We start from the raw sequence: 16,962 nt of genomic DNA, 5'->3' as shown, positions 1-16,962 counted from the left end.
GCACTTTGGTCGCTAAGGCCCAAACCGCAAAAAATCCAACGGACTTAGTTCAGGCCTTGTGTAAACTAGCTTCATCAACTTCCGAGGCAGCGTAAAAGTTGTAAAGTGCTGTCAGTCTATAATATTTATTAAATTCGCCAGTTTTTATACAAAGATTATCTCCGATTCTTACTTCAAGTTTAACATGCCTATTATAACTACAGTTTTTATTTTTTAGCTTAACTTCCACAAACTCGTGTAATCCTACATTTTCTTCGTCCATTAAATTCACTGCCTCTTTGACCATCCTATTTACGGATTATGGCTATTTTCTACATTTTCATCTATCTGATACGCATTGATAACTACGTTACATTGTACCATATCGCCCAGTCAAAGTACAGCCAGCCGCAGTTCAATAAAGCAAGAGCTGCCTTTCCCAGCATCCGCCCGGAGAGACAGCCCTTTTTATAACTTCGCTTGTGTTTATAATTCTTTGATGAGGTTGACCATTTCGATGGCGCTGGTTGCGACATCGAAGCCTTTGTTGCCGGCTTTTGTGCCAGCCCGTTCGATGGCCTGTTCGATGTTTTCTGTCGTGATGACGCCGAACATGATGGGGATGCCCGTCTTGAGGGATGCCTGGGCGATGCCTTTGGCCGATTCACCGCAGACGAGGTCATAGTGGCTGGTAGCGCCGCGGATGACGGCACCGAGGCAGATGACGGCGTCGTATTTGCCCGATTCTGCCATTTTCTGGGCGATCAGGGGGATTTCAAAGGCGCCCGGGACCCAGGCCGTCGTAATGTCTGCGTCATCGACGCCATGACGATGGAGAGCGTCGTAAGCGCCGCCGAGGAGCTTGCTGCAGATGAATTCGTTGAAACGTGCGACGACGATGCCGAATTTCGCACCAGAACCGATTAATTTACCTTCTTTGACTTGTACCATTGTAAAACACTCCTATTCTGAAATATTATGTTAAAATCCATTTTCCAGCAGTTTTTCCATCGTCAGGCCCGAAGACGCCGACGACGGATGACCGACGGTAAAGCTATGGACATATTTCCCGATGACATCCGTTTCCAAATTGACGATAGCGCCCGGATGTTTATCCATGAGCGTCGTATTGGCCATGGTATGAGGGATGATGGAAACGGAAAATTGGCTGCTGCCGACGGATACGACAGTCAGGCTGATGCCGTCGATGGTGATAGAGCCTTTTTCGACGATGAACGGCTCCATGTCCTTGGGGATGGAAATGGTGATGACCCGGGCAATGCCATCGGTGGCAATGCGGGCGACGTGGCCGATGCCGTCGATATGGCCGCTGACGATATGACCGCCCAGGCGGCCGCCGACCTGCATGGCCCGTTCGAGGTTGACCTGGGAACCGCTCTTGATAGTGCTGAACGATGAGCGGCGCATGGTTTCATGCATGACGTCGGCCGAAAAGGTCGAGTCCGTCATATCCGTGACGGTCAGGCAGACGCCGTTGACGGCGATGCTGTCGCCGAGCTGCGTGCCTTCTAATACTTTGTGTGCCTGAATGGTCAGGCGGATGGAATCGGGGCGGCGGTCCATATGGGCAATCGTCCCCAGTTCCTCAATGATGCCAGTGAACATAGGCGCCCTCCCTGTTGGCATTATATGCCGTAATCAATACATTATTGTCATGGAGTTCTGCCGAATCGTAGACCAGCGGCAGGCATTCATCGAGTTCATCGACGCCGCAGCCGCCGACAGACGGCAGGGCCCCGGTCCCACCGATGACCTTGTCCCCCATGAAGGCATAGATCTTATCGACCAGGCGGGCGTCGAAGAAGCTGCCCTGGACGGTACTGCCGCCTTCGACGAGGATGCTGGTCAGCCCTTCGTCGTGCAGGAGCTGCAAGGCGTCGGGCAGGTAGATGGTCTTGCCGTCCTGGAGCGGTGCCAGGATGACGCGGACGCCAGCCTCTTTCAGGGCTTTCATCTTCTCTACCGGGCACAGGGACGTCGTAACGATGATGGTCTGCGTCGTCTTATCGGTGACGACGAGCGAATTCAAAGGCGTCCGCCCTTTCGTATCCAGTACGATGCGCACGGGCTGATGCGGTGCATCCTGGCCGGGCCGTTCGATGCGGCTGGTCAAGAGGGGATTGTCTGTCAGGACCGTGTTGATGCCGACTAAGATGCCGTCATATATGGAGCGCAGATAGTGACCGTAGCTGCGGGCCCATTCGTTGGTGATCCACTGGGATTTCCCCGTCCGTGAAGCTGTGCGGCCATCGAGGCTCTGGGCCAGTTTGATGGCGATGAACGGTTTCTGGACCATCATGTTCTTGATGAAGACTTCGTTGAGCTGAGCCGCTTCCTTCGACATGAGGCCGACTTCGACGGCGATGCCGGCTTTGCGCAGGATGGCCGCGCCTTTGCCAGCCACTAAGGGGTTGGGGTCGAGCATGGCCATGACGACTTTGCCGACGCCTTTTTCGACGAGGGTCCGGGCACACGGCGGCGTTCTCCCGTAATGGGCGCAAGGTTCGAGGGTCACATAGACCGTAGCCCCCTTCGCCCGTTCGCCAGCTTCACGCAATGCCCATACTTCGGCATGAGGCGTGCCGGCCTTATGATGGTATCCCGTGCCGACGATTTCACCATCTTTGACGATGACGCAGCCGACGGCAGGATTGGGTGTCGTATAGCCCAGGGCGGTCTTTGCCAATTCCAGGGCTTTTTTCATATACTCTGCCGGTTCCAATGTATTCCTTCCCTTCTATTCAGATTCGCAAGATAAAAAAAGGCTATGGACGTAAGATTCCCATAGCCTTTTGAGCGCAACAAAAACACAATCTGTCGTCTTTTCCCATCCAGACTGTACTGTCGGTACCGAAATTGCATCGGTTCAACCCTTGCGGGTTAGCGGACTGTCACCGCCGGTCAGGAATTGAAAGCGCCGCTTTCTCACCTTGCCTCAAAGACTATCCTTATTCATTTGAACTACATGTATGATTTTAGCACATGAAAAGAAGAAATACAAGTCCTTATCGCAAGGACGCGATGGCAGCGGCCCGGTCGTCAGCTCCGAAGACGGCACTGCCGGCGACGAGGAAGGTCGCACCGGCGTCTTTGACGGCCTGAACGGTCTTGGCATTGACGCCGCCATCCACTTCGATGACAGCCGTCGTATTGCCGGCCTGTTCCAGGAGCGCCTTGGCCTGGCGAATCTTATCGACGGCATAGGGAATGAACTTCTGGCCGCCGAAGCCGGGGTTGACGCTCATGATGAGGATCATGTCCAGCTGCCCGGCCAGGCAGGACAAAGTCGATACGGGGGTCGCCGGGTTGAGGGCGACGCCGCCTTTCATGCCGGCTTCGTGGATCTGCTGCAGGACCCGGTCGAGATGGGTGCAGGCTTCCTGATGGACCGTGACGTACTGGACGCCGGCAGTAGCCAGGCCGTCGATGTAGGTTTCCGGATGTTCTACCATGAGATGGGCATCGAAGGGCAGCTTGGTGCAGCTGCGCAGGGCCTTGACGACGGGGACGCCAAAGGTCAGGTTCGGCACGAAATGGCCGTCCATCAAGTCGAGATGGATACAATCTGCCCCCTTCCGTTCGACGTCCTGAATGTCTTCAGCCAGGCGGGAGAAGTCCGCTGATAATATAGATGGGCAAATGGTTACCATGACTATCGTTTCCTTTCTGCAATGGAAGTGAGTATCTTACAGTATGTGTCATACCGTTCTTTCTGGATATGACCGTCAGCGACGGCCTGTTTGACCGTACATTCCGGTTCGGACAGATGGAGACACGACGAGAACTTGCAGCCGCCGCTGTAGGGCAGCATGTCCGGGAAGAGGCGCAGGACTTCCTTCGGGTCGAGGTGCTCGAAGTCGAGAGAGCTGAATCCCGGCGTATCGACGACATACGTATCGCTGTCGAGGCGCATGATTTCCGAATGGCGTGTCGTATGGCGGCCGCGCTTGATTTTTTCGCTGACAGCGCCGACGGACAAGTCTTCCCGGCCCAGGATCTGGGACAGCAGGCTCGACTTGCCGACGCCCGACGGGCCGGCAAAGGCCGTCATGCGGTGGGGCAGCAGATTCCGCAGGGTATCGAGGCCTTCGCCGGTCTTGGCCGACACGAGATAGACGTCATAGCCGCAGCGTTCATAAAAGGCCTTGTAGGATTCGGCCGTCTCCCGGTCCAGGTCGCACTTATTGAAGCACAGCGTCGGATGAATGCCGCCGTATTCACAGGTCATGAGCATCTTATCGACGAGGAACTGGTTCGGGTCCGGCGACTTGGCCGCCATGATGACCAGGAGCTGGTCGATATTGGCCACGGCCGGCCGGCGTATCTGGTTGCGCCGGGGCAACAGGGCTTCGATGACGCCCTTGTCCTGGCCCAGCTCGGTGATTTCCAGCTCGTCGCCGACGAGTATCTTCGCTTTCAGCAATTTGCCGCGGCGCCGGCACTCGATGAGCCCTTCCCGGCCGACATCGACGTAATAATAGCCGTTATAGTTCTTGATGACGCGTCCTTTTGTCATGTTCCTCCCCTTAGATATACTGGTCCTGTACTAACGAATTGTTGATGTATACTTTGACTCTCGTCTTGCCCGTGCCGCTGACGCTCTTAGAGATGTTGTCGCCGCCGGCCTGGCTGCGGTCATAGACGACGCGCGAGCCATTGTCGTCGGATACGACGATCTGGACATGCTGGCTGGAAGCGCCAGACGGTACGCTGATATTGACCGTCCCGTAATGAGGCGTCCCGGCCGGTTCCTGGTTATTGGCACTGCCATCGGATCCGCCGGAGCTGCTCGACGGCGAGCTCTGGCTGCTCTGGGACGACGGATATTCGACGGACAAGTTGACGACCTTGCCGTCTTCCGACGTCTGGCCCGTGACGACGGCCTGAGAGCTGTCCTTCGACGAATCGAGGTTGGACACGCTGCCGACGGAATAGCCGGCGCTTTCCAGGGCCTTCACGGCCGCATCGAGGCTCATGCCGCTCGTATTAGGTGCTTCATTCTTGGCCGCTTCTGCTTCTTTTTCGGCTTCGCTCTTACGGCAGACGACGAGGTCGACTTTCGTCCCCTTTTCGACTTTCTTCGGCGATTCCGGGTCCTGGTCGATGATGGTCCCGTCGGCATACTGAGCGCTCTCTTTGTAGCGCACCTTGCCCACAGACAGGCCGATTTCCTTCAGTTTCTTTTCGGCCTCATCGAGGGTCAGGCTCCGCAGGTCCGGTATGAGGACTTCTTCACCTTTATTCCCCTTGCTGACAGTCAGGTAAATGGTCCGGTTGGCCTTGACGACGGCTCCGCCAGACGGTGTCTGGGAAATGACTTCGCCGACTGGCACTTCGTCGCTTTCCACTTCCTTGACGGAAACGTCGAGTTTCTTATCTTTCAGTATCTTCTTGGCGATTTCGACCTGTTTACCCGTCACATCCGGTACGGTAATGTCTTCGGTACTCCAAAAATTCCCAAAGGAAAAGAAGGCCCAGACAAAGGCGACGAGGAAGACGCCGAGCATACCGATGATGATAGTTTTCTGCGAATGATTGCTGATAGAATCCATGAACCGCGTGAAGGGGTTCTTCTTCTTTTCTTTCGGTTCTTCTTCGGGCAGGTCCTTTTCCTTGATAGGCTGTAATTTCTGCGTGCCGAAGTTATACGGGCCCTTGCTGATGATCGGCCGGGCGCCGTTGGTATTGATGAAACCCTGGGACAGGCGCAGTTCCGACATCATCTCGCCGATGGACTGGAAGCGGTCGTCCGGGTTCTTGGCCATGGCCTTGAGGATGACCTGTTCGACGAGCCGCGGGATACGGCGGTTGTACTTCGTCGGCAAGGGAATATCGTCCTGGACGTGCTTCAAGGCGATGCTGATGGCCGTATCGCCCGGGAAAGGGACGACGCCAGTCATCATTTCATACATGACGACGCCTAGGGAATAAATATCCGTCCGTTCGTCGATATGGCCGCCACTGGCCTGTTCCGGTGAAAAATAATGGACTGAACCGAGGACGGTGCGGTCGCTGTTTTCGACGGAATTCACAGCCCGGGCGATGCCGAAATCGGCGACTTTGATGCGTCCTGTCTCAGTGACCAGGATATTATGAGGCTTGATGTCGCAGTGGACAATGCCGTTGGCATGAGCATTTTCCAGGGCTTCGCCGATATCGAAGGCAATCTGTATCGACGTGTTGATCGGCAGGTGGCCGTGTTTTTCGATGTATTCTTTTAACGTTTCGCCGCGCACGAATTCCATGACGATGTAATGGACATTTTCATCGTAGCCGACGTCGTATATATTGACAATATTGGGGTGTGACAATTTGGCAGCCGCCTGGGCTTCCTGGCGGAAGCGGACGACAAAATCGTGGTCGTTGCTGTATTTTGAATGAAGTATTTTTACGGCGACGATCCGGTCCAGGAGGATATCCTGTGCTTTGTACACGCTGGCCATGCCGCCTGTGCCTACTTTTTCCAATATCTTGTATCTGTTATCTAAGATATGACCAATCATTTTTAGCTATTCCACCACTTTCATAGTCGTTCCCGATTATATGGTTGTTAAAATTGCCGTGATATTATCTTTCGCCCCGTTTTCATAGACGCGGGCAAAGAGATCATTGATGATTTCCCGTTCTGTCCGGCGGTAATCGCCGATGGCATCGTAGAGTTCCTGTTTCTGGATGAACGATGTCAGGCCGTCGGAACAAATCAGGATGCGATCTTTCGGCTGTACTTCAAAGGCTCCGCTGTCGACGACCAAGTTCTCATCGACGCCGACGGCTCTGGTCAGCACATGGCGCTGGGGATGATCCATCGCCTCTTCTTCGGTTATCTTGCCCTTTTCGAGCAGGACCTGGACGATCGTATGGTCGACGGAAATCTGTTTGAATTCCCCGTCGCGGTATAAGTAGATGCGGCTGTCACCGACGTGGCCCCAGAAGGCCATATGACGAGCCAGGGTCACCATGGACACGGTCGTCCCCATGCCCTTGAGCGAAGGGTCGATCAAGGTCTTGCTGAGGATGCTGGAATTCGCATATTGAATGGCTTTCTCCAGCTGTACCGGTGCTGCATAACTAAAGTTCTTGAAATAATAAGCTATCGCTTCTACGGCCGTCTTGCTGGCGATTTCACCGCCTACATAGCCGCCCATACCGTCGGCTACGGCCAGTACGTTTTTCTCGTGGCTGATATAAAAGGAATCTTCATTCACTTTCCGAACCAGGCCGATTTTGGATTCACCGTATGTGCCCAAATTCTCACGTCCTCTCACGGTGTTTCGTTATAGGTACACATTAATTCATATCATATTCGCCGTCACCTGTCAAATTTTTTCGCGTTTTATGCGCAGCTGGCCGCAGGCGGCCTGTATCTGGCTGCCCATTTCCCGCCGCAGAGTGACGGAAACGCCGTGGCGCTGCAAATACGTGACGAATTCATTCATCGTCTTTTCATCGGGCCGGTAGAGGCCGACGTCGTAGTTGTCGTTGATGGGAATGGCATTGACCAGGATGTTCTGGCCGCCCAGGAGACGGGCCAGTTCCTTGGCGCAGGCGTTAGTACAAGTCAGGCCCTTGATGAGGATGTATTCAAAGGTGACCTTCCGGCCAGTGACATCGAAATAGTGGCGGGCCGCCTTCAGGACTTCGTCGAGGGGATATTTCTCGGCAATCGGCATGATGCGGCGCCGCAAGGCATCGTTCGGCGCGTGGAGGGATACGGCCAGGGTGATGGGCATGCCCTCTTTGGCCAGGTCGTACATCTTGGGGACGATGCCCGACGTCGACAAGGCCATGTTGCGATAGCCCAGATAGAGCGTATCCTTTTCGTGGATGAGCTTCATGAAGCGGATGACGTTATCGTAGTTGAGGAGCGGTTCCCCTGTCCCCATGATGACGATGGAATGGAGGTCCGGCGTGACGTATTTGCGGAAAGCCAGGAGCTGGGCGACCATTTCGCCAGCCGACAGGTTGCGGACGAAACCGTTCTTGGCGGACGCACAGAAGGCGCAGTTGACGGCACAGCCGACCTGGGACGATACGCAGATGGAATTGCCATAGTCGTGCTTCATGAGGACCGTTTCTACGGTCTCACCATCAGCCAGCTGCAATAAGAGCTTCACTGTCTGTCCGTCCGGGGCGTCCAGGCGGGACACGACTTCCGGGAAATGGATCGGCAGCACTTCCTTCAGCTGTTCCCGGTCTTTCTTGGGCAGCAGGACCATATCATTCCAGGAAAAGATATTTTGCTTATAAATATAATGAAAAATCTGGTCAGCCCGGAACTTTTTCATCCCCTGGGCGACGAGGAACGCCTGGAGTTCCTTTTTGGTCATATCAAATACATTACTCATATCAGCCCTCCTTTTTCATGCGGGCAATGAAGAAGCCATCCAGGCCGTCGCGCTGTGGCAGGAGCTGGATGAAAGGCCCTTCATGGCCGGGAACGGGAAGCCACTGCGTCGCGTTTTCTACATGGAATTCCGGATGATTCTTCAAAAAGGCAGCCACGATGCGGCTGTTTTCATCATCATTCATGGTGCAGGTACTGTAGACCAGGATGCCGCCAGGACGGACGCATTGGGATGCACTGTCCAGGATGCGCCGCTGCAAGGCCGGCAGGGTACGCAGGTCACTGGGATTCTTGCGCCAGCGCAGGTCGATCTTATGGCGCAGGACGCCGAGGCCCGAACAAGGGGCATCGACCAGGACCCGGTCGGCTTTGCCGGCGTATTTTTGGCCGATGGTGCAGCCGTTCTGGAGCAGGGTCCGCACATTCTTGAGGCCCAGTTTCTGGGCATTATATTCGATGAGCCGCAGTTTATGCTCATGGATATCGCCGCCGTAGATGACACAGGACGGTCCGCCCAGTGTGGCCAGGTGCGTCGTCTTGCCGCCGGGAGCGGCGCAGACGTCGAAGATGACTTCGTGCGGCTGGGGATCAACGATATGGGCTACCAGCTGGGACGGTTCGTCCTGGATGATGGCCCGGCCATCGCGCAGGCATGTCAGTTCATGGATACCGGGATTGCCGTCGAGGTAGATGCCGTCTGGTGAAATGGCAGCCGGGCGGGCCGGCAGGCCTTGTTTTTCCAAATCGGCCAGCAGCTCTTCGCGGCTGGTCTGGGCCGTATTGACGCGCAGGCACAGCGGTGGGATCGTATCGAAATATTGGCAGAGCCGTTCCGTATCGTCCGGGCCATAGGCTTCGATCCAGCGGCGGACGAGCCATTCCTGCTGATGATAGGTCAGGGCCAGGTGGGCTACGATGTTTTCGCCCTTATCGGGGATGACGAACTGGCTGCGGCGGCGGATACTGTTGCGCAGCATGGCATTGACGAACTTGGCCATGCCCCGGTTGCCGAATTTCGTCGCCATCTTGACGGCTTCATTGCAGGCCGCTGATTCGGGGACTTTGGTCATGCCGAAAATCTGATATAAGCCCAGGCGGATGATGGCCAGACAGACAGGGTCGAGTTTTTGCAGTTTGCGCGTACTGATCTGTGATATGATCCAATCCAGATAATTCAGGCAGCGCAAGGTGCCGTAAACCAGCTCCGTATAGAAGCGCCGGTCCCTGTCGGCAAATTGATGGGTCTGTATCGCCTTGGAGACGACGATATTGCTATAGCCTTCATCGCGGCAGATAGTCAGCAGGCTCTGAAAGGCAATTTCACGAACGTTCATGGATTCCTCCCTGTTCTTTTAAAGCAGTAGCGAACAGCACAAAAGCAGGGCAACCGTCTTCGTTGCGGCAGTTGTCCCGCTTCTCTGCACTGAGTCATTTATAATAATTCACCAGCCGTCAAGGCTGCGCTTTGCAGATATTGGGCAGCAGCCATGCGTTTGCGGCTTTCGGGCTGGACTTCACAGATGCGCAAAGCCCCTTTCCCGGTCTGGACGGTGAATTGTTTCTTAGTCACCGATAACACGGTCCCCGGCGCAGCCTGTGTCCCTTCGACGACGTCGGCTGCCCATATCTTCAGGCGCTTGCCATCATGGCAGATGGTATAGGCACCGGGATGGGGATCCAGCGTCCGGATGAGCCGTTCCAATACGGCCGCATCCTGAGACCAGTCAATGCGGGCTTCTTCCTTGGTAATCTTGGCCGTATACGTCGCCTGACTTTCATCCTGGGCGACGGCGCGGCTTTCATAGCCATCCAGGTCGGTCAGGACGTCGAGCAGGGTCTGGGCCCCTAGGATGGACAATTTATCGAAGAGGGTCCCCGTCGTTTCCTTGGCATCCAGGGGAATGGCCGCTTTTTTCAGCATCTTCCCCGTATCCATGCCTTCGTCGAGGAGCATGATGGTCACGCCGCTTTCGGCTTCGCCGTCTTTGATGGCGTACTGGATGGGGGCGGCGCCGCGATACTTCGGCAGCAGCGAGCCGTGGACGTTGAGGCAGCCGTATTTCGGGATGTCCAGGACGGCTTTCGGCAAAATCTTACCGTAAGCGATGACGATGATGACGTCCGGCGCCAGGCTGCGGAGCTGTTCGATGACGTCGTCACTGCGCATGGAATCAGGCTGGAAGACGGGGATGCCCAGTTCCAGAGCCTTTTCCTTGACCGGCGAGAAAGTCACCTTCTTGCCGCGTCCCCGCTGTTTATCGGGCTGGCTGTAGACGGCGGCGATATCATAACCGGCCTGAGCCAATTTTTCCAGAGACGGGACGGAAAAGTCCGGCGTCCCCATGAATACGATACGTAACTTATCCATTAGTCCCCTACTTTCTGTAAATCCGTCGCCTTTTCGATGAATAGATGGCCATAGAGATGGTCGATTTCATGCTGGAAAATACGGGCCAGGAAGCCTTCCGGTTCATAGATGACGGTCTTGCCATGGCGCGTCAGCGAACGGACCTTGATTTTGGAAGCCCGTTCCACTTTGCCGTAATATCCGGGGATGCTCAGGCAGCCTTCGGTATCGACATTGGTTTCGTCCGATTTTTCCAGGATTTCCGGATTGATGAGCTCGATGAGGCCGTTGCCGTCGTCGAGGACGATGAGCTGCAGCGATTCATTGACCTGCGGCGCAGCTAAGCCTACGCCTTCAGCAGCATACATCGTTTCTGCCATGTCGTCGAGCAATTTCTTTATATGTTTATTCACTTTCGTAACGGGTTTCGCCGTCGCTTTCAAGACGGGATCCCCGGCTTTAATAATAGTAAGTACTGCCATGTAACTTTCACCTCATTGTAATAGTAAAAATGCTTATTCTTTTCTATTATAGTATGAAATCGCCAGAAATGCTATAGATTCATCAGAATTGCTTGAAATAGCCCATTTCTCTCCTGCCGTAATTGACAACATTTATAAGGTTATGTTACATCGTCAGCAATGGAAGAAGTAACACTGAGAGCGGTTCCGGACGTATCCTGAAGGGCGCCATGGCCATGAAGTTTCTCAGAATGCTTCTTTCATTTTTTATTTTGCACTGTAAGGGTCGCCACGTGCGAGCCCCTACAATGGCTGTGGGAATTCCATAAAATTTCTGTAGGGGCCCACGTGGGGCGCCCGTTCCTGCCCGATGTGGGAATGTACTCACATCCCGGACGGGCTGAACAGGCAGGTGCGATTCCCCACGATTATACGGGATCGACATCGATGAGGACGCCGGTCTGCCAGCAGGCCGGGATGCGCTGCATGGCTTTTTTGATGGCTGTCAGGTCTTTTCCGGTCAGGGAGAGGACCAGACGGTATTTATTGCGTATCTTCTTGATGACGTCTTCGTAAGGGCCGATGACGGCGACTTCATCGCCGTGGTCCCCGTTCCAGCTGTTCAGGGCCGCTGCGACGTCGTTGGCCTTGCGCCAGGCTTGTTCTTCTGATTCGTCCTGGACTAAGATCTTGGCCATTTCCTGGAAAGGCGGATAGCCCAATTCTTTCCGGAACTGGATTTCCTGGTCATAAAAGGCCCGGTAATCCTGGCGGGCAGCGCACTGGATGACGTAATGGTCCGGCGCGTAGGTCTGCATGACGACGCGGCCCGGGATATCACCGCGACCAGCCCTGCCAGCCGCCTGGGTCAGGAGCTGGAAGGTCCGTTCCCCAGCCCAGTAGGCCGGGATATTGAGCAGGCTGTCGGCCGATAAGATGCCGACGGCGCTGACGCCGGGGAAATCGTGGCCTTTGGCGACCATCTGAGTCCCCAGGAGGATGTCATATTCATGACGGCGGAAGGCTTCGATGATACAGTCGCCGCTGTGCTTGCGGCTGGTCGTATCCTGGTCGAGGCGGATGATGCGCGCCGACGGCAGGAGTTCGTGGAGCTGCTGTTCCACTTTTTCCGTGCCGCTGCCAAAGAATTTGATGTATTTGCTGCCACATGACGGACAGACCGTCGGCACGGGCTTTTCGGCATCGCAGTAATGGCAGCGCAGGTGGGCGGCCTGACGATGGTAGACCATGGCCACGTCGCACGTATCGCATTTGACGACGTAGCCGCACTTGCGGCACATGACGAATGTCGAGAAGCCGCGGCGGTTGAGAAGGATGATAGCCTGCTGCCGGGCTGCCAGTGTCTCTTCCAGGAGATTCAACAAGCAATCGGAAACGACGCGGTAGTTCCCGCGGGCTAATTCATCGCGCATGTCGACGACCTGGACCGAAGGCAGGGGCCGCTGGCCGACGCGCTCTGTCAGCTCGACCAGGACATAATCGCCCTGCAGGGCCTTATAGTAGTCGCCCAGCGCCGGCGTGGCACTGCCAAGAATTACGGGGCAGCCGTAGTACGCAGCCCGCTGGCGGGCCACGGCGACGGCATGATAGCGCGGCGCTTCGTCCTGCTTATACGAACTGTCATGGGCTTCGTCGACGATGAACAGCCCGATGGACTGGGCCGCCGTAAAGACAGCCGACCGGGCGCCGATACAGATATGACTCGTCCCGTTCTGCATGCGCAGCCAGTTGTTGCGCTTCTCACCCTGGGAAAGCTGGCTGTGCATGACGACGACATCGTCGCCGAAGCGGCGCAGGAAACGGCGGACAATTTGCCCGGTCAGGGCGATTTCCGGCACTAAAACGACGACCTGCCGGCCTTCTTTCAGGACCTGGCTGGCCAGCTGCATGTAGACTTCGGTCTTGCCACTGCCGGTGATACCGTGGAGGACGTAGGTTTTTCCTTGTTCATCGCTTCCGATAACTTTAACTGCCTGGCGTTGTTCCGGTGTCAGCGTAAAGGGAGCATCTCCAGAAAGGGTCGGCAGGATATTCGTCGTCCTGGCCGGCCGCTGGCTCCAGCGGGCCAGGCCTGTCGCACAGAGACGGCGCATGAGGTCGCGGCTGTAGCCCTGGCCCTGCCAATAGGAAACGGCCCCTTCCCCCTTCTCTTTCAAGGCCTTGAGCAGTTCCTGCTGGCGCCGCCGGCCGTGGAGGATGTCTTCGTCATCATCGTGGACGAAGGAAAGCCAGTCTTCCATCTTGTCGGCAATCTGGTTCTTGTAATAAGTCCGGCTGGTCAGGACCTGGCGGGCCAGGGCCGTTTCGACGAGGTCCCTGCCGAAGCGGCGGACAAGGCTGCCCTTTTCACGGCTCCCCTTGTCGGCGACATAGGCCTGGAGCTGCCGCCCTTCAGGATTTACAGGCGCAGCCGGGCCGACGGACAAGAGTTCCTGGCGGACCAAGCCCTTCTTGTCGATCATGAACAGGCGCAGGGCTTCGGAAAGGTTGCAGACATAGTAGTCGCGGATCCAGATGGCCGTGCGGATCATTTCTTCCTGGAAGCCGGTCTGCGTCGAAAGCAGGCCTTCGACGGGCTTCAGCGTGAAATCGGCCGGTTCGTCCAGCTGTTCATGGAGGGCGACGACGATGCCCTCTTCCCGGCGATGACCAAAGGGCACGAGGACGCGGCTGCCGACGCGGACGGCCAGACCATCGGGAACGGTATAGGAAAAAGTCTGCTGCAGCCGTTTCGCCGTCGTATTGATGATGATTTCAGCAATCAAAAGGACACCTCCTTTGTATGGGGCTGTCGCACTAAAAAACTACAAACTGCAAACTCAACACCCAAAAAGAGGCTGTCTTAATGGGACAGCCTCTTTTCTGGATGTTCAGTTTATCGAACCGCCTCTTATAAGCCGGCTTCTTTGCGGAGCGTTTCGGCTTTGTCTGTCTTTTCCCAAGGCAGGTCGAGGTCGTTGCGGCCGAAGTGGCCATAGGCAGCAGTCTGTTTGTAAATCGGGCGCTGCAAGTCGAGCATGGCGATGATGCCAGCCGGACGAAGGTCGAAGTTCTTTTCGATGAGTTCGACAATCTTTTCGTTCGGGACTTTGCCCGTACCGAAGGTTTCGACGTGGATGGAAACCGGGCGGGCCACGCCGATGGCATAAGCCAGCTGGATTTCGCATTTATCGGCCAGGCCGGCAGCGACGACGTTCTTGGCGACGTAACGGGCTGCATAAGCGGCCGAGCGGTCGACTTTTGTGGGGTCCTTGCCGGAGAAAGCACCGCCGCCATGACGAGCCATGCCGCCATAGGTATCGACGATGATCTTACGGCCTGTGAGGCCCGAATCGCCCTGAGGACCGCCGATGACGAAACGGCCAGTCGGATTGATGAAGAGTTTCGTCTTGTCGTCGAACAAGCCTTCCGGCAGTTCCGGTTTGATGACGAATTCGAGGAGGTCGCTTTCGATCTGTTCGCGGCCGACTTCGGGGCTGTGCTGTGCCGAAATGACGATTGTATCGATGCGGACCGGTTTGCCGTCTTCATATTCGACAGTGACCTGGGTCTTGCCATCGGGACGGAGATACGGCAGTGTGCCGTCTTTGCGGACTTTGGCCAGGCGGCGTGCCAGGCGGTGTGCCAGGGAAATCGGCAGCGGCATGTAGTCGTCCGTTTCGTTGGTAGCATAGCCGAACATCATGCCCTGGTCGCCAGCGCCGATAGTATCGAACTTATCCGTATTGCCTTCTTTCTTTTCCAAGGCATCGTCGACGCCCATAGCGATGTCCGGGGACTGTTCGTCCAGGGAAACGAGGACGCCGCATGTGTCGCAGTCAAAACCATATTTAGCGCGGGTATAGCCGATGTCACGAATCGTTTCGCGGACGATGTGCGGGATATCGACGTAGCACGTCGTAGAAATTTCACCGACGACATGTACCATACCAGTCGTTACCAGGGTTTCGCAGGCAACACGAGCGTTTTTATCTTTTGCGAGAATGGCATCCAAAATGCTGTCCGAAATCTGGTCAGCCATTTTATCGGGATGGCCTTCGGTGACGGATTCGGATGTAAAGAATTCACGATTTTTTGCCATGAGTGATCCTCCTTAAAAAAAATTCCCCTCATCCATGACTTCATGAGAGGGGCTTCTAATCCCCATCTGCCAGTATATCACTGCTGGAATTAGCACCTTTCATAGCTGAAGGTTGCTGCGACATCACAGGGCCAGTCCCTCCGTCGTCTCTTGATGGTTCTTTATTTGGTTTGCTCATCCATTATAATTCAAGTCCGCCTATTTTGCAAGTGTTTTTTATGCCTAAAAAACATTGTCTACTAGACGTTGCCCTGTCTACTAGACGTTGCCCTATAGGCAGGGTTATAATGGAGAAGATAGAAAGGATGATTAGATATGACCAAATTGCGGCCTAGAGATATATTCTTCAACGACCCTTATTTTGATTATGCAACCTGCAGCAAGCCCGGCGACCTGCGGCTGGCCAAGCGGGTAGAAGTATTCGGCAAATGGTACAAGACCCCGAGCCTGGTGACGACCCTTCTTTCCCAGGAACGGCTGACCTTCAGCCGCCACACCGGCACAGACCAGGAAGACGCCTTGGTACTGCGCATCTACGAACGGACGGCCGACCGGCTGCTCATCAATACGTATTATACGTCCAAACAGAACCCGGAAGAAATCTACGCCGGCACGATCCACCTCGAACGCTACGATATGGCGCAGACTATGGAATCTTTTTCCTATATGGGCATCATCGACCTGCTCATGCTCCAGACGGACAGTCAGATTCTCGGCTTGACCGACGTCTTTGAAGACGTGCAGATGGCCAAGCACGCGGCAGCCCATGCCCTGGGCATCTATCTCATGGCCATCTGCGACCAGCCCTGGTCCGACGAAGCCGTCACTGGCGGCCAGGAAACGCCGGCCATGATGATGGGCAAAGAAAAAGAAGAACTTCAGCAGCTGCGGGAAGAAAAAGCCCAGATGGACGCCGACCGGGAAGAACTCCTGCGCCTGCGCCTGGAAGCCAAGAACCGCACGGCCGTCCTTTCTGAACTGGAACGGCTGCGCCAGGAACTCGATGCGGAACGGACGGGCCGCGAACAGGACCGCAAACAGTACGAAGACCGCATCCGCAAGCAGGAACAGTATATCGAAAAGATAAAGGAAACGGCATCCAACCAGATTGCCGAACTCCTGGCCCTGCGCAAGGAACTCAACAAGCGCCAGGTGCGGCCGGATCTGACCAAAGGGCAGGCGCCGCGGAAAGTGACGCCCCAGGAAGCGTCGCGTTCCGTCCGGGACCCGGAAGACCGCGGCCTGGACCTGCCCTCCTTCATGACCCAGCGCGATTATACGCGCCAGCTGGACCGCTTCCTCACGGGCCGTCAGATAGCCCTGGCCGGCGGCGATCCCGACTGGCAGCGCCGCATCCAGCGCCGTTTCGGTGCCGTCCTCCTCATCAGCGGCCAGCCGGGCGATGACCGGATGCTGAAAGAAGCGTCCCTCTTAGTCGTCAACCTGGAAGACGGCAAGACGCCCCTCGTCCGCTGGGCCATTACGGAAGCCAAAGAAAATAACTGCCCCATCCTCTCCGTCGGCCCGACCAACCTCAACGGCTTTGCCAAAGCCATCGTAGGGCGGGTTAGTGGTTAGTGGCTCGTGGTTCGTGATTAAAAAAACATACTATTAAGCCCTATTAAGCCCGAATGGGCTATGATCGAATATCACAGCGGGACGCCTTCCAGGCGTCCCCTACGCACAAGGCCACGGGCCGTGTATTTTT

15 protein-coding genes and 2 riboswitches are annotated in these 16,962 nt (G+C 55.7%); of the genes, 1 reads left to right on the top strand and 14 read right to left on the bottom strand.

Features of this window, described 5'->3' with window-relative positions; all coding sequences use genetic code 11:
* Window positions 1-49: 49 nt before the first annotated feature.
* The 14 genes from ACFCTO_RS07245 to metK form a co-directional block, all read right to left on the bottom strand.
* Window positions 50-262: a hypothetical protein gene (locus tag ACFCTO_RS07245; protein WP_499876628.1), complete on the bottom strand. Its 213-nt coding sequence runs from the start codon at window positions 260-262 to the stop codon at window positions 50-52.
* 203 nt (window positions 263-465) lie between these two features.
* The gene (ribH, locus tag ACFCTO_RS07240; RefSeq protein ID WP_014016697.1) at window positions 466-930 is read right to left on the bottom strand and encodes a 6,7-dimethyl-8-ribityllumazine synthase; all 465 of its coding nucleotides are present in this window, start codon (window positions 928-930) and stop codon (window positions 466-468) included.
* Between the two features lie 30 nt (window positions 931-960).
* Window positions 961-1,605, bottom strand: coding sequence for a riboflavin synthase (locus ACFCTO_RS07235; protein WP_020310651.1), 645 nt, complete (start codon window positions 1,603-1,605; stop codon window positions 961-963).
* Window positions 1,586-2,722: a bifunctional diaminohydroxyphosphoribosylaminopyrimidine deaminase/5-amino-6-(5-phosphoribosylamino)uracil reductase RibD gene (gene ribD / locus ACFCTO_RS07230; protein WP_020723932.1), complete on the bottom strand. Its 1,137-nt coding sequence runs from the start codon at window positions 2,720-2,722 to the stop codon at window positions 1,586-1,588. The genes ACFCTO_RS07235 and ribD overlap by 20 nt, the downstream gene beginning before the upstream one ends.
* A 93-nt stretch (window positions 2,723-2,815) precedes the next feature.
* Window positions 2,816-2,947, bottom strand: a riboswitch (FMN riboswitch).
* 58 nt (window positions 2,948-3,005) lie between these two features.
* Window positions 3,006-3,650, bottom strand: a complete 645-nt coding sequence (gene rpe, locus ACFCTO_RS07225) for a ribulose-phosphate 3-epimerase (protein WP_499876627.1) — start codon at window positions 3,648-3,650, stop codon at window positions 3,006-3,008.
* Between the two features lie 2 nt (window positions 3,651-3,652).
* The gene (rsgA, locus tag ACFCTO_RS07220; RefSeq protein ID WP_294024103.1) at window positions 3,653-4,516 is read right to left on the bottom strand and encodes a ribosome small subunit-dependent GTPase A; all 864 of its coding nucleotides are present in this window, start codon (window positions 4,514-4,516) and stop codon (window positions 3,653-3,655) included.
* Between the two features lie 10 nt (window positions 4,517-4,526).
* The gene (gene pknB, locus ACFCTO_RS07215; RefSeq protein ID WP_499876626.1) at window positions 4,527-6,503 is read right to left on the bottom strand and encodes a Stk1 family PASTA domain-containing Ser/Thr kinase; all 1,977 of its coding nucleotides are present in this window, start codon (window positions 6,501-6,503) and stop codon (window positions 4,527-4,529) included.
* Window positions 6,504-6,539: 36 nt separating this feature from the next.
* Window positions 6,540-7,247: a Stp1/IreP family PP2C-type Ser/Thr phosphatase gene (locus tag ACFCTO_RS07210; protein WP_020311549.1), complete on the bottom strand. Its 708-nt coding sequence runs from the start codon at window positions 7,245-7,247 to the stop codon at window positions 6,540-6,542.
* Window positions 7,248-7,316: 69 nt separating this feature from the next.
* Complete coding sequence (gene rlmN / locus ACFCTO_RS07205; protein WP_303148604.1) at window positions 7,317-8,345, bottom strand: dual-specificity RNA methyltransferase RlmN; 1,029 nt, start codon at window positions 8,343-8,345, stop codon at window positions 7,317-7,319.
* Between the two features lies 1 nt (window position 8,346).
* On the bottom strand, window positions 8,347-9,678 hold the full coding sequence (gene rsmB, locus ACFCTO_RS07200) for a 16S rRNA (cytosine(967)-C(5))-methyltransferase RsmB (protein ID WP_499876625.1): 1,332 nt from the start codon (window positions 9,676-9,678) through the stop codon (window positions 8,347-8,349).
* Window positions 9,679-9,776: 98 nt separating this feature from the next.
* Window positions 9,777-10,712: a methionyl-tRNA formyltransferase gene (gene fmt, locus ACFCTO_RS07195; RefSeq protein WP_292260066.1), complete on the bottom strand. Its 936-nt coding sequence runs from the start codon at window positions 10,710-10,712 to the stop codon at window positions 9,777-9,779.
* Window positions 10,712-11,173, bottom strand: a complete 462-nt coding sequence (gene def / locus ACFCTO_RS07190; protein WP_020311553.1) for a peptide deformylase — start codon at window positions 11,171-11,173, stop codon at window positions 10,712-10,714. The genes fmt and def overlap by 1 nt, the downstream gene beginning before the upstream one ends.
* Window positions 11,174-11,580: 407 nt before the next feature.
* Window positions 11,581-13,938, bottom strand: a complete 2,358-nt coding sequence (gene priA / locus ACFCTO_RS07185) for a replication restart helicase PriA (RefSeq protein WP_499876624.1) — start codon at window positions 13,936-13,938, stop codon at window positions 11,581-11,583.
* A 125-nt stretch (window positions 13,939-14,063) separates the two neighbouring features.
* Window positions 14,064-15,254, bottom strand: a complete 1,191-nt coding sequence (metK, locus tag ACFCTO_RS07180; RefSeq protein ID WP_020311554.1) for a methionine adenosyltransferase — start codon at window positions 15,252-15,254, stop codon at window positions 14,064-14,066.
* A 59-nt stretch (window positions 15,255-15,313) separates the two neighbouring features.
* A riboswitch (SAM riboswitch) is annotated at window positions 15,314-15,414 on the bottom strand.
* A 155-nt stretch (window positions 15,415-15,569) separates the two neighbouring features.
* On the opposite strand from metK, the gene ACFCTO_RS07175 reads away from it, so the two are divergent.
* Window positions 15,570-16,832, top strand: a complete 1,263-nt coding sequence (locus ACFCTO_RS07175; protein WP_370854413.1) for a hypothetical protein — start codon at window positions 15,570-15,572, stop codon at window positions 16,830-16,832.
* The last annotated feature ends 130 nt before the right edge of the window (window positions 16,833-16,962 follow it).

The sequence above is a fragment of the Megasphaera indica genome (assembly GCF_046614755.1).
In the GTDB taxonomy this organism is placed as follows: Bacteria; Bacillota; Negativicutes; order Veillonellales; family Megasphaeraceae; genus Megasphaera; species Megasphaera intestinihominis.
This window is presented reverse-complemented; position numbering and strand designations above follow the sequence as displayed.